This window comes from Rhodococcus sp. 5A-K4, from assembly GCF_046097995.1.
GTDB classification, from domain to species: Bacteria; Actinomycetota; Actinomycetes; order Mycobacteriales; family Mycobacteriaceae; genus Rhodococcus_F; species Rhodococcus_F erythropolis.
The window spans coordinates 129,359-142,392 of record NZ_JBJURM010000006.1 but is presented as its reverse complement, the minus strand read 5'-3'; the positions used below and the strand labels follow the sequence as shown (position 1 = coordinate 142,392).

Genomic DNA, 13,034 nt, shown 5'->3' with positions numbered 1-13,034 from the left:
GGTTCTAGGTCGAGCTACATGTTGGGTAGGACCACGACGAAGAACCAACCGCTCAGGGCAAGACCGATGACGCCGGTGAAGAGGCCGACTATTGCATCCCACGGCAGCTGGCGGGCATTCGAGAGCAGATGCCCGCCAGACTTCTTCGGGCGACGTCGGAGCGCAAAGATTCCTGTTGTAATCGCGCCCGCACCCAGAAGGATGCCGAAGCCGAAAGCCCAGAACAGGAGTACTGACAGCGCGCCGAGCATCTCCGACCTCTCACTCCAGCGTGCGACGCGCTGTGTTTCGGTCGGGGGAGGCCATTTGTGAGAAGGCGACAGAGCTGCACCGAAACGGCGGGTGTGATGACGAATTGACTGGTCGCTGAGAAACATTGTCCACCACGCCTGGAGTTGAGTCGATGTGCCGCCGGTATCTACTCGTCTACCCCTTCTCCGTGGATATATGCCGCTGAAGTCGGGGCTAGCTGGTTGCGTCGCGCAGCGGAATCTCGATCAGAAGCTCACTGGAACCCCGTACCTCTCGGGTCGATTGATTCTCATAGGCGTGCAACAGCTCTCGCGGTTTCGAATTGCAGGAATGTCATTCGATGTGAACAAGACCTTCCAGGGCGTCGAGGACCCGGTCCAGCCCGAATTTCCACGCTGCCTCGGGGCTGTACGGGGTGTTCTTGGCTTCGCCGGCCGCTCCTCCGACTCGCTGCGCCAGCGGGAAGTTGTCGCCGAGATAGGCAGCCAGACGCTGGTTCCAGGACGACCACACCTCGGCCATGTCGGCCGCTCGGGGGTCGGGGCGCCGTGCTTGCGCCGAGGACCGGGCGAAGTCGGCGACAAACGTCAGCGCGGAATCCCGCTCGATGTCGCTCAGCCCGGTGCCGTCGAACGCGTGTAGTTCGTGGTCGTACTTCGCGATAGTTCCCGGACCCAACGCGGAGCGCTGATCGGTGATGTCCAGGAGCCACCAGTGCTCCGAGTAGAGGGCAAGTTCCTCCTCGGCTACCCGGCGCACGCGCTTGTGCCACGTCATGTTCCCGTACGACAGGCGCGGACTGTTGCTGCGCACGGTGTCGACCATGAGCACCAGGAGATCGTCACGGGACCCGACGTGGGTGTACACCGCCATGCCCGAGATTCCGAGCTCGGCGGCCAATCGGCGCACCGTCACCGCGTCCAGCCCTTCCATGTCCGCGAGGGCGAGAGCGACGTCGACCGCCTGTGAAGTGGTGACCTTCGCGCGAGGGCCGCGGGCTCCACCCTTCGGTGCGAGGGGGTGATCGCGCCACAGTAGGTCGATCAGTTCGCGTGCCATCAGCCGTCTCCAGAAATCGGGAATACCTCAACAGTGGTATACCTTATACGGTGCATACTGTATGCACTGCACAAGGTTTATGATCATGGAGGCCACGATGAAAATCACCAGCACTGCTCTGTCCTTGAACGTTGCCGACACGGACGCGTCGGCCCACTTCGCGAAAACCCATTTCGGCTTCACCGAGGCCATGGCCGACGATGGATTCGTTTCTCTGAATCATCCGGATGCCGGGGTCAACGTGGTCTTCCTGCGCACCGGTCTCGGTACGTTCAAGCCGGACTTCGTCGCAGGTTCGGCCGGGCAAGGCATGCTCATCGCATTCGTGGTCGATGACATCGACGCCGAGTTCGCCCGCATCGCTGCCGAAGGTGCCTCCGTCGTCACAGAGCCGGAGACCGAACCGTGGGGCGAGCGCTACTGCCAGTTCGTCGATCCCAACGGCATTGTGTGGCAGCTCGTTCAGTGGGTGTGAAGAACCCGAGCGCTCGGCTCGGCGGCGCGCGGCACAGAACGTAACCAGAGGGCGCGTTCGACGGACTGAGCTTGGAAGCGCTGCGGTGAGATCCCGTGCGCAGTGCGAAACGCTCGGCTGAATGCGGGCAAGTGCGCGTAACCCAGGTTCCTCGACACCGTTCCGGGTGCAACCCCGAGTTGGAGTTGGGTGCGTGCCTGGGTCATCCGTGAAAGCGATCGCCATTGCGGATACGTAGTGCCGGTCTCGATACGGAACTCCCGGCGCAGCCTGGCCGCGTCGGTACCGAACTCTTGCGCCCACTCGTCCAGAGTGCGAGGGTCGGCCGGTCGGGCGGCGATTGTCGCTGCCAGTCGTGTGGCAATCGAATCGGTGGCAGACCCGTTCGAAACCGATTGTGCGAGAGGGCCGGTGGCGATGATGTCGAATGCTGTGGCGCTGTCGTGGCCACGCGGGCGCAAGGGTGTGTAGGCGGCGACGAAAGTGTGCAGCAATGCCAATTCGTCATCGGGGGAGAACTGCACGGTCTCGAGGGCGTCGGCAGATACGGTCGACCCGTTCGAGGAGCGGAAGCCGAGCGGTAGCAGCAGTGAACCCGTCGGAACCGTGACGGTATTGAGGACGCCTGCAGGCAGAATCATGGCCTCGCCGGTGCGCAGTTCCCAGCTGCGGTCCGCGACGTCCACCCGGGCTTGGCCTCGGTAAACCCACACTGCGACGTGGGCGCCGTTGACGCGCGGCCACGTCGCGTTGGCCGGTATCGGCGGCGCAGTTTCTCCGGGCTGCCTGGGCTCTGCGAGCATGCGGACCAATGCTTGATCGTTGTCGGTGTCCACGCTGCGATCGGTTGGACCGGAGAGGGCCCGTCGACGGTAGTCGCTCGGGCTCTCTCCCATCTGGGCCCGGAACGCGCGGGTGCATCCGCTTCCTGTTTCGAAGCCGACTTCGTTTGCAATCCAACCGATCTCGCGGTCCTGCTTCAGATACTCCAGCGAGGCGGCGATCCGAGTTCGTAGCCGCCAGCGCGTGAAGGTGAGGCCGGTTTCTTCCACGAAGTACCGCTGGAGCGTTCGAATGCTGATCCCGGCACGCTTCGCGAATTGTCCCTCGGTGTCGTCGGTGCCAGGCGTTCGCAAAAGGGCGTGCGCGATCTCGAACGCTTCCCGTGACTGCGGCAATCGCGGCAGCGAGGTGGCCCCGTCGTCAGCCCGGGCGATCATCTCGAACAAGGACGACGGGTGTGCAGCGTCGCCGCGCAGATAGCCCAGGTTGTGAACGAACTCGTGGATCAGTCTGTCTTCCCATCCGGGCGGAACGCGCAGGCGCGTCACGGTAGCCGGCCCGGCGCTGACGCCGTTCGAAGGCGGAAGCAGGATGGGAAACGCGACGGAATCCGAGTCCGTCTCCATTGCGTATCGCGCACCCGCCGGGATCCACAGCGATTCGCCAGCTGGTATCTCGTGGACCGTCGATCCGACTCTGACGCGTCCGCTGCCTGCAAGAACCCAGAACAACAGCGGCGAGCGGGCGGTGCTGGGCTCGGTGGCGCTCGCACGGACCGGCGCCAAACCGATCGCGTCCGGCTCTGATAGTGGTAACACGTTGGCGCTCCTGGACAACCCTTGCTACTTAAGTATGGCTAACTTTACCTCTGCTGTCTGCGTTCGCAGCGGCGCACTCTCGTACCTTCAGAAAGCCATACTCATGCGCAGATCACTTCGCCCGACGGCGGCAATACTCGCCGCGGTCGTCGCCCTCGCTCTTGCCGGCTGCTCCAGCTCGTCAGATAGCGATACCGGAACCGAGGACACCCAGAAAACCTCAGGTTCTGCCGAGGGATGGCCGCGCACCGTCGATCACGGCGATCGCAGTACCGAGATCACCTCGAAGCCGACCCGAATCGTGTCCACCTCGCCGTCGTTGACCGGCACGCTGCTTGCAATCGGTGCGCCGGTCGTCGCCAGCGCGGCAACAACGCCGTCGGGAATGACCGATGACCAGGGGTTCTTCTCCCAGTGGTCGGAGGTGGCAGCTGATCGTGGAGTCGAGGTTCTCTACCGAAATCTCGAGCTGAACCTCGACGCGATCGAGATGTTCGAACCCGATCTGATCATCGGGTCCGCCAACGGAGGTGACTCGACGCTCGACGCCTACGCGCAGCTGAGCGACATCGCACCCACCGTTCTTCTCGACTACGGCGCCAGCTCCTGGGAGGAGCTCGCAGATCAGCTGGGGACTGTCACCGGACTCGAGAGCGAGGCAGACAAGACCGTCGACGAGTACGACAGCTGGGTGACGACGCAGGCCGGGAAGATCAAACTTCCCGAGCAGCCGGTGACGGCGCTGGTCTACATGGGTGCCGACGGTGTCTGGACGTTCCGGGCCGACAGCCCACAGGGCAATCTGCTGACCTCGCTCGGCTTCACCTATGCCGAGCCCGCTGAGCAGTTTGTCGCCCCGGACAAGCGGGGCGCCTCCGGCGTCGCGATCGTCAGCTCCGAGAACATGTCTGCCGCCCTTGACGGCTCACAGACGCTGTTTGCCGTCTCGATGGGACCCAAGGATGTGGAGAAGCAACTTGCTGCCGATCCGCTTCTCGCCAATCAACCTGCTGTCAAGGGTGATCGGGTCTACGCGATGGGAACGGCGGCTTTCCGCCTCGACTACTTCAGTGCCAAGCAGACAGTCGAGTCGCTGGTGTCCACGTTCGGTGAATGACGGCGTGAGCGCTTCTTCACAGTCCCGGACCGAAGCACCGCTGCGGTCCGGGACAGCCGCGCGTGCGGGGTTGTTGGTCGTGGCCTCCGTGGTCGTGATCGTGCTGGCGTCCGTTGGTGGGCTGGTACTCGGCTCTCGCAACATCCCCGTCGCCACCGTGCTCGACGCGATCCTTTCCTACGACGCCGGCAACAACGAACACCTCGTTGTGATCGGATCACGCTTGCCCCGAACAATTCTCGGGCTGGTGGTCGGGGCTGCGCTCGGACTGGCCGGCGCGCTGATGCAGTCGATCACCCGCAACCCACTGGCCGATCCGGGGCTACTGGGTGTGAACGCCGGAGCATCAGCGGCAGTCGTGATTGCGATTGCCTATCTGGGGGTGACTTCGGTCGGCGGTTATCTGTGGTTCGCGCTCGCCGGCGCGGCCGTTGCCTCGGTCGGTGTGTACATGTTGGGGTCTGCGCATCGCAGCGCCGCGACCCCAGCGCGCATGGCGCTCGCCGGTGCCGCTGTGGCAACGGCGATCACGGCGCTCACCAGCATGGTTCTCATCAGCAATGAGGCTGCCTTCAATCAGTTCCGATTCTGGGCAGTGGGTTCGTTGCAGGGGCGCGGCGGAGACGTGATCGTCACCGTTCTTCCCTTCATCGCGATCGGTATCGTGTTGTCGTTGTTGCTGATTCGTCCACTCAATGCGATTGCTCTTGGTGAGGACGTCGCCAAAGGGCTCGGCGCCCGCACTGGTCCCGCCCGGGCCGGATCCGCTGTAGCAGTCATCCTGCTCGCGGGGGCGGCCACCGCGGCGGCAGGCCCACTCGGATTCGTGGGGCTGGCTGCGCCGCACATCGTGCGCGGCGTGGTCGGACCGGACCTGCGTCTTCTTCTGCCGTGCGTGCTCGTCGTCGCGCCGGCGTTTCTTCTCTTGGCCGACGTGCTCGGTCGCGTTGTCACCGCGCCGGGAGATCTGCAGACGGGGATCGCGGTGGCTGTGCTCGGCGGACCGTTGTTTGTCGCGCTCGTTCGTTCACGGCGGGTGGCGTCACTGTGAACATGATTGCAGCGCAGCCGGTCCCACCGCTCTTTCGCGGTTGGGTGGTTCGAATCGGGTCGTGGTCGTGGCGAATAGTCCCACGAGTGCTGTTCGTTGCCATATCAATCAGCGCGGCATTGGCGGCGCTCTCGTTTGCCACGCTGATGTACGGAACTTTGGACCTGTCCTTGGGTGACGTGTGGCGCGCTCTGAACGGCGAAGGCACCCCAGCGGCGGTTCGGTCCGTCCAGAATCGCCGGCTTCCACGGCTGATCACCGCGATCGGGGTGGGTGGAAGCCTCGGTGTGGCCGGCGCGGTTTTCCAGACGCTTTCGCGCAATGTTCTCGGCTCGCCGGACATCATCGGTTTCACCACCGGTGCTGCGACGGCGGCGGTGGTGCAGATCGTGTTCTTCGGCGGCGGGGTACTCCAGACCGCGGGCGCTGTTGTTCTCGGCGGCATGCTGACTGCATTGCTCGTGTACGCGCTGGCACGCAAAGACGGAGTCAGCGGCGGTCTTCGACTCGTCCTGGTCGGCATCGGAGTTGGGGCGATGCTGAGCGCCGTGATGTCGTTCCTGGTGGTACGCGCGGATATCGACGACGCCACCGTGGTGCAGCAGTGGACGGCCGGTTCGCTGACCGGGCGCGGTTGGCCACACGCGATCAGCGTTGCGATCGCCGTCGGTGTTCTCGTTCCTGCTCTCGTCGTGGTGTCCAGGCGCGTCACCATGATGGAAATGGGCGACGACGCAGCATCTTCGCTCGGAATCTCCGTGGAGCGATACCGATTCGCCGGCATCCTGCTTGCGGTCGCGCTCACCGGAGCAGCGACTGCAGCTACCGGTCCGATCGCCTTTGTGGCGCTCGCAGCTCCCCAGATCGCACGACGGTTGGCTCGGCGCAGCGGTGTTCTTGTCGCGACCTCCTTCCTGCTCGGCGCGGTTCTGTTGGCGGGCGCTGACTTGATTGCCCAAGCGGTCGACGTCGGTCTCCGAACTCCGGTCGGTCTTGTCACCAGTCTGCTCGGCGGTGCCTATCTGATCTGGCTGCTGGCCCGTCAGGCCTGAAAACCTTGCTACGAAAGAGATTCATGACTACAGCTACTCCGTTATCGCGGCTACAGGCCGAGAAGATCGAGCTCCGGTACGCCGATCGAACCATCGTGGACGAGTTGAGTCTCGAGATCCCCGACGGCGGTTTCACCGTGGTCGTCGGACCGAACGGGTGCGGCAAGTCGACGTTGTTGCGTGCGCTCGGCAGAATGCTCGCGCCGCGATCGGGTCGGGTTCTGCTCGACGGTAACGACATTCGGTCCTACCGCACCAAGGAAGTGGCTCGGCGCATCGCTCTGCTGCCGCAGTCTCCGCTCTCACCCGGAGCGATCACCGTGGCAGACCTCGTGGCTCGCGGCCGATATCCGTACCAGAGCATGCTGCGCCAATGGTCACCCGAAGACGAGCGTGTTGTCGCCGAAGCGCTTGCCGAGGTCGGAATGCGCAATGCAGCAGATCAATTGGTGGACGAACTGAGCGGTGGACAACGGCAGCGGGTATGGATCGCCATGACACTCGCGCAGCGCACCCCGGTGTTGTTGCTCGACGAACCGACCACCTTTCTCGACATTGCCCACCAGATCGAGGTTCTCGACCTCTGTTCCCAACTGCACCAGTCTGGTCGAACGTTGGTCGCGGTCCTGCACGACCTGAACCTCGCGGCTCGATATGCCACGCACGTAGTTGCCATGCGGTCCGGAAAAATCGTCATGCAGGGCAGTGCCTCGGACGTCTTCACCCCTGAGTTGCTGCGTGAAGTGTTCGACCTCGAGGCTCTGGTCCTCGAAGACCCCGAAACCGGACGGCCACTTGTTGTTCCGCGTGATCGAAGACCTGCCAGCCAGCTACCCGTCCACAACTGAACCATCGATCAGGAGATATCAATGACTACCGCATCTCGACCTGAAGAAACTGAAACCTCTGCGTCGGCAAAGGCGCCACGCGGCGAAGATCACGACCGCGGTCTCAACGACGTGGTTGCCGTCGTCGAAAGCGTCGAACGTCCGACCGAGAGCATCTTGCGCATCACCGGCCAGCTGACTTCATCGGCGGACGACCCGAATTGGTTGCGTCCCAACGTCGCATTCCGCATCCAGCTAGGTCCGCAGTACGACGACGTCTCGCGTGTCTACACGGTGCGCACATTCGATGCGTCGAGCGGTTCGATGACCTTCGACGTCGTGCTGCACGGTCACACCGGCCCGATGATGCGGTGGGCCGACGACCGTCGTGTGGGTGACACGTTCTCGCTCACCGGCCCTCGCCCGCACTTCCTCGTTCCCGAGATCGCTGGTCGCCGCGTCGCACTGTTTGCCGACGACACTGCGATACCTGCCCTCTATTCGATTCTGCTTCAGTGGCCCGAGGGTGTGACCGGTGTCGGTTGGGTCGCCACCGGTGACGCCGAGGCTTTCGCGGAACTGCCCGTGATCCCCGGCCTCGAATTGCATCATGTCGAAGATCGCCTCGCCGAATATGCCCTCGAGCTCGAGAACCCAGGAGACTATGCGGTGTGGGGTGCCGGGGAACGGGACGAGATGCGAGCCATTCGAGCGCATTTCCGTAAGACTGTCGGCCTGGAGAAGGATGACGTGGTTGTCTTCGGGTACTGGAAGCGCGGAGTCAGCACCACCGAGATAGATCAGAACCGACTTCAGAACTACACGAGCATCCTCGAAAACGGCGGCACGCTCGCGGATATCGACGATCTGGCAATCGGTATCTGACCCGGCGGTTGGATACTTCAACCCGCCGCGTGTTCTTCCGGCACCAGTGAATTGCCTGGTGCGATGTTCGAGCAGTTGTTCGGCGCCGGATTCCCGTTGAAACGGTCGTTGAGCCAGGTGATGGCGCCGGGGAGCCAAAGAGCGCCACCGGGAACGTGACTGATGGTGTCGTACTGGTCGTACTGGATGGACAAACCTGCGTCGCAATAACGAGTGGCGAGTGTGCGGACGTCCCCGGCAACCATGACTCCGTCGCCAGGGCCGACGCCGGGTCCACCTGGCTGGGTGCCCTCGAGGGCTCCGTTTGCGGCTTGAGCGATGAACATAGGGATGGTGGGTATCGGCGCGTTGCCCATGTTGATTTTGTTGGCGACGTGGACGTACTCGGGCACCGAGTTGGGGTTCGCATACTCTGGTTTGGCAAGGTCCTGCCAGGTCACCCCCGGGTACTGCAGGATGACGTTCCCGATCGAGGCATCCTCGATGCGAGGTAGGAGTTCGCGCCCGCGATCGCCGAGATACGGATCGAAATCTATGTCGTAGGCACGGGCAAGTCCGACAACTGCCATCCCGACAACGCCTGCCCAGCCGATGCTTCCGTTTGCGTACCGGAGGTTGTTCGCCGGGTTGACCAACAGTCCACCCTGGGCGGCGCCGATCAGGTCCTCGTTGATGTCCGGGGCGTAGTCCGGAGCGAGGATGGACGCCCAGTTGGTGGCGATTGCTCCGCCCGAGTATCCCATCAGGCCGATCTCGGCTGAGTCGGCAATACCTGTCTCGGGAGTGTTACGGGCGGCGCGAAGAGAGTCGAGAGTCATCATTCCGTATTCGGGTCCCGCCGCGAAGTCTGCGTTCGGCCCTTCGGTGTCGGGAATGACGACGGTGTAGCCCAGTGCCAGTAGGGGACCGAACATGGCAGCTTCGCCGGAAGCGAGAGTCCCGCCGAAGGCGACGTTCCGTCCGCTGGCGGTCAGGCTGCCGATCGGGGTGTCCCCCGCGACAGCTCGTGACGGACCGTCTTCCGGGTTCAGCGAATCGTAGGCCGACTGGAACGAGACAACTTTGTCCGGCTGGGCATTGGGTGGTCGAAGAATCGACGTGACATTCGCAGACGGCCGGCCGAGAGCGTCGGTCGACCGGTACAACACCTGCACGGCTTGCAACGGGGTAGGAATGTTGACGACGTGATAGGGCAAGGTTCTCGTTTTGAGAACGGCCCCAGGCTGATACGACGACAGCGGTGCCGAACCGTCGTACTGATAGAAGGAATCCGCCGACGGTTGCGCGGCGACAGTAGGTGCTGTGATGCCTGTGAGTGCAATGGCTGTCAGCGCCACCACTCCCTGAAAGAGAATCCTCGATGCCACGATCGACCCTTCGGTTTCGTATGTCTCTCGGTACTTGACGGACTGGTGTGATGAAGACCACACGCTATCTTACTTTTGAGTAATAAACGAGAGGCTTGCGCTGGTTGTTTGAATCATGCGCGGACGCAATCGGATTGAGCTCGTCGTTGTAACCAGGCTGATTCGGTCCAGGGCGTCATGTGTACGATACGACTAGTAGCTATCGCGACAAGTTGCTGCCTTGGGCTGTGCCGGGTCCTCCGATGCCGGGAAATGCTCTGTGCTGCAAGGTCTTGAAGGACTAAGGAGTGGACATGGGTAAGCGCGCTCCCGATGACGGCGTGTTTCGGGGATCGGGTGATGCCGAGACGGGATTGCTGACTCCTCCGAGCGGTGCACGTAGTGAGGCGGCTCACGAGAAGGCCCTCAGATCAGCAGAAGCTCTTCTGAAATCCGGTGGAATGAAGGCCGCGACCATCGATGCGATCTCCGAACAATCCGGTGTCAGTAAGGTGACTCTGTATCGACACTGGCCGTCGCGGCAAGCTATCGCTGCTGAAGCATTCGGTGTGCTCATGGCTCGTCATCTGTCATTTCCCGAGACAGATAGTGCGCAAGCCGATTTGAACGACTATCTAGGTGACATCGGAAAGTTCTACCGAGGTCCACTCGGGTCGATCTTTGCCGAACTTGTCGGCGCGTGTGCCAACGATCCGACGACGGCGGCATACTTCCGCACGTTCTTCCTCGACGAACGTCGTCGAGGTTTCGCCCAACTGATTCGGCGGTGTGTGGATTCCGGCTACTTTCGCGAAGACATCGACACCGAGGAAGCGATCGATCTGTTCTTCGGGCCGTTGATCTATCGGATGTTGGTCGGGCACGCGGGTATCGACGACAACACTGTGCGCTCGATCATCGATCACGCAGTTCGTGGACTCCGCAGTGGTGCATAGACGGGTTCTCCGTTGAGAATCTGCAGCGCGGTGGAGGGCGAATTGCCCTCCCCGCACTGCGATGTGCCTCAGCACTCGGGTGTCAGCTGAGCATCTTCAGTACTAGCTGGTACTCACCGTTGATCTCGGCATTGCGAAGCGGCTTGGCGGCGTCGACCACGATTTCCGTGGCGTCGTCGTGCGCCTTCAGCAGGCCGATGGTCTCGGCAATGTAATCATCAAGAGGCAGAGCTGATTCCGAGTTCTCCTGGCCCATCAGTGTGGTGCGGACTCCGGGCGGAATGAGTTCGATGCACTGGATCGAGGTATCGGCGAGTTGTACGCGCATGCTCTCGGTGAAGAGATGAACCGCCGCCTTTGTCGCGTTGTACGTGGGCGTGACGGGCAGTGGGACGAAGCCGACGGCGGATGAGACGGTGACGATGGTGGCATTGGGCTTAGTCATCAGATGCGGGATGAACTGGCCGGCCAAGCGAATTGTTCCGAGAAGGTTTGTCGTGACGGTTCTCTCGGCGATGTCGAGGAAGTCCGGGTTCTTCAAGTCTTCCGGGTACATGATTCCCGACATCGTCACGAGGACGTTCAGATCGGGAAAGTCCTCCGTGACGGATTCATGTGCGGTTCGAATGGATCTCGGGTCGTCCACGTCGATGACGACCGTGCTGATGCCCGGGTACTTGTCCGAGATCTCTTGCAGCAGAGCGGATCGACGCCCTCCGACGATTACCTTGTTCCCCTCGTTCTGCAATCCCACTGCAAGTGCGAGGCCGATACCGGAGGTTCCGCCGGCAATGAAGATGGTATTTCCCGAGATTTTCAATTTGTGCTTCCTTGGTTTGTCGTGGGCGTCGACGTGGCGACAGTGATGGATTTGAGTTGGGTGTATTCGTTGAGCGTCTCGAGGCAGAACTCTCGCCCCAGACCGCTTTCCTTGAATCCCCCGAAGGGGACGCCGCCTCCCAGATTGAAATACTGATTGATCCAGACGCAGCCCGCATCAAGACGATCCGCGGTTTCCATCGCGTTCTTCAGGTTGGAGGTATAGATCCCAGCAGCGAGACCGTACGGAGTGTCATTGGCTTCTGCGATCACGTGCTCGTAGTTGTTCCATCTGAGGACGCACAGGACAGGTCCGAAGATTTCGTCCTGTGCGATTCGCATCGAGTTGGTGACCTCGAGAATCGTCGGCGCGACGAAGTTTCCGGCTTCGAATCCCGGCACTTCTACCAGATCCCCGCCTGTAAGTAGTTGTGCGCTTTCGTCGATCCCGGATTTGATCATGGAGATCACACGTTCGGCGTGTTCCCGGTGGATCAATCCGCTCAGTTCGGTGTCCTCGTTCAGTGGCGGCCCGACTCGCAATGATCGGAATCCTGCGACGAGTTTTTCCACGAAGGTGTCATAGATATCCTCGTGGATGAAGAGACGTGTTCCGGCCAAGCAGGATTGGCCGTTGCACATGAGGACACCTGCGGTGGCATCGGCGACCACTGCATCGATGTCCTCAATATCAGGAAACACGATGCTGGGACTCTTGCCGCCCAGTTCGAGCGTGGTCGAGATCAGCCGTGAGGCTGCGGCGTGTGCCACGAGTCGGCCGACTTCGGTGCTTCCGGTGAAAGCGAGTTTGCTGACCTTCGGATGGTCTATCAGCGCTGCGCCGGCTTCCTCACCAAGACCAGGGACAACATTGAAAACGCCTGCGGGAAACACGTCGGCGGCGATCCTGGCCAGCTCCATGACGGAAACGCAAGCATTTTCATCAGGTTTGAGGACCACAGTGTTTCCCGCAGCGAGAGCAGGTGCAATCTTGAACGCCGTCATTACCACGGGATCGTTCCAGGGAATGATCTGTCCACATACGCCCAATGGCACTCGCTTCGCGACCAGGTATCCCGATGCCAACTCGCGGCCGAAGCCATGGTGGGCCAGCGAGATTGACGCAAAGTATCGCAGGTGTGAGACGGCGGCTCGATAGTCCTCGCGCATCTCCCTGATATGGCGCCCGGTATCCATACATTCGAGCTGGGCAAGCTCTTCGGCCCGATCCTCCACGAGCGCGGCAAACTGCAAGATATTGTCGGATCGTTCTTCAGCGGTCAGGTTCGCCCATGCAGGAAACGCCCGCCTGGCGGCTTCGACCGCGTCGTCGATCTCTGTGGGCCCGCACCGAGACAGTGTGGCGAGTGGAGCGCCGGAAACGGCGTCACGGGCCTCGAATGTGGATGTGCCCAAGGCTCGGAACGCTCCGTTGATGAACGCACCGTATTCACGAACTGCTTGACCTTCCATGGAACCTCCTAGATCGGTCAATCACTGACCGACAAAGTGTACTGTACGTTTCGTACACTTGTCGATGGTCGCCTTGCCTCCCATGGATGGCGTCAGCAGAAAGATCAGCTAGAACAGTGTT

At 61.8% G+C, this 13,034-nt stretch carries 13 protein-coding genes; 7 read left to right on the top strand and 6 right to left on the bottom strand.

The features are described 5' to 3' along the window. Positions 1–14 precede the first annotated feature (14 nt). Positions 15–251, bottom strand: a complete 237-nt coding sequence (locus tag ACKAMS_RS10415) for a hypothetical protein (RefSeq protein WP_020971272.1) — start codon at positions 249–251, stop codon at positions 15–17. A 334-nt stretch (positions 252–585) separates the two neighbouring features. Continuing rightward, the gene (locus ACKAMS_RS10410; RefSeq protein ID WP_408988987.1) at positions 586–1,311 is read right to left on the bottom strand and encodes a TetR/AcrR family transcriptional regulator; all 726 of its coding nucleotides are present in this window, start codon (positions 1,309–1,311) and stop codon (positions 586–588) included. 97 nt (positions 1,312–1,408) lie between these two features. On the opposite strand from ACKAMS_RS10410, the gene ACKAMS_RS10405 reads away from it, so the two are divergent. After that, positions 1,409–1,786 (top strand): VOC family protein, encoded by a 378-nt coding sequence (locus ACKAMS_RS10405; protein ID WP_408988986.1) that lies wholly within the window; start codon positions 1,409–1,411, stop codon positions 1,784–1,786. Here the strand turns inward: ACKAMS_RS10405 and ACKAMS_RS10400 are convergent. Beyond that, positions 1,774–3,387: a helix-turn-helix domain-containing protein gene (locus ACKAMS_RS10400; RefSeq protein ID WP_408988985.1), complete on the bottom strand. Its 1,614-nt coding sequence runs from the start codon at positions 3,385–3,387 to the stop codon at positions 1,774–1,776. The two genes, ACKAMS_RS10405 and ACKAMS_RS10400, sit on opposite strands and share 13 nt — an antisense overlap. Before the next feature lie 103 nt (positions 3,388–3,490). On the opposite strand from ACKAMS_RS10400, the gene fepB reads away from it, so the two are divergent. Genes fepB through ACKAMS_RS10375 form a run of 5 tightly spaced genes read left to right on the top strand, consistent with a single transcriptional unit; the run spans position 3,491 to position 8,319 of the window. Continuing rightward, positions 3,491–4,504 carry a Fe2+-enterobactin ABC transporter substrate-binding protein gene (gene fepB, locus ACKAMS_RS10395; protein ID WP_029256619.1) on the top strand — a complete coding sequence of 338 codons (1,014 nt, stop codon included), beginning with the start codon at positions 3,491–3,493 and terminating at the stop codon, positions 4,502–4,504. Between the two features lie 4 nt (positions 4,505–4,508). Then, positions 4,509–5,555, top strand: a complete 1,047-nt coding sequence (locus ACKAMS_RS10390; protein ID WP_244891438.1) for an iron ABC transporter permease — start codon at positions 4,509–4,511, stop codon at positions 5,553–5,555. A 2-nt stretch (positions 5,556–5,557) separates the two neighbouring features. Then, positions 5,558–6,607, top strand: coding sequence for a FecCD family ABC transporter permease (locus ACKAMS_RS10385; protein WP_408988984.1), 1,050 nt, complete (start codon positions 5,558–5,560; stop codon positions 6,605–6,607). Between the two features lie 23 nt (positions 6,608–6,630). Beyond that, a complete protein-coding gene (locus ACKAMS_RS10380; RefSeq protein WP_408988983.1) occupies positions 6,631–7,455 on the top strand; it encodes an ABC transporter ATP-binding protein in 825 nt (274 codons plus the stop codon). 21 nt (positions 7,456–7,476) lie between these two features. Next, positions 7,477–8,319, top strand: a complete 843-nt coding sequence (locus ACKAMS_RS10375; protein WP_408988982.1) for a siderophore-interacting protein — start codon at positions 7,477–7,479, stop codon at positions 8,317–8,319. 17 nt (positions 8,320–8,336) lie between these two features. Here ACKAMS_RS10375 and ACKAMS_RS10370 read toward each other — a convergent pair whose 3' ends face one another. Then, a complete protein-coding gene (locus tag ACKAMS_RS10370) occupies positions 8,337–9,686 on the bottom strand; it encodes a lipase family protein (protein WP_408988981.1) in 1,350 nt (449 codons plus the stop codon). A 293-nt stretch (positions 9,687–9,979) separates the two neighbouring features. Between ACKAMS_RS10370 and ACKAMS_RS10365 the strand changes: the two genes are divergently transcribed. After that, the gene (locus ACKAMS_RS10365) at positions 9,980–10,621 is read left to right on the top strand and encodes a TetR/AcrR family transcriptional regulator (protein ID WP_019745937.1); all 642 of its coding nucleotides are present in this window, start codon (positions 9,980–9,982) and stop codon (positions 10,619–10,621) included. An 82-nt stretch (positions 10,622–10,703) separates the two neighbouring features. Here ACKAMS_RS10365 and ACKAMS_RS10360 read toward each other — a convergent pair whose 3' ends face one another. Next, a complete protein-coding gene (locus ACKAMS_RS10360; protein WP_020971261.1) occupies positions 10,704–11,441 on the bottom strand; it encodes an SDR family oxidoreductase in 738 nt (245 codons plus the stop codon). Then, entirely contained in the window at positions 11,438–12,913 is a 1,476-nt protein-coding gene (locus tag ACKAMS_RS10355) for an aldehyde dehydrogenase family protein (RefSeq protein WP_408988980.1), read from the bottom strand. Before ACKAMS_RS10355 ends, ACKAMS_RS10360 begins: the two co-directional genes overlap by 4 nt. Between the last annotated feature and the right edge of the window lie 121 nt (positions 12,914–13,034).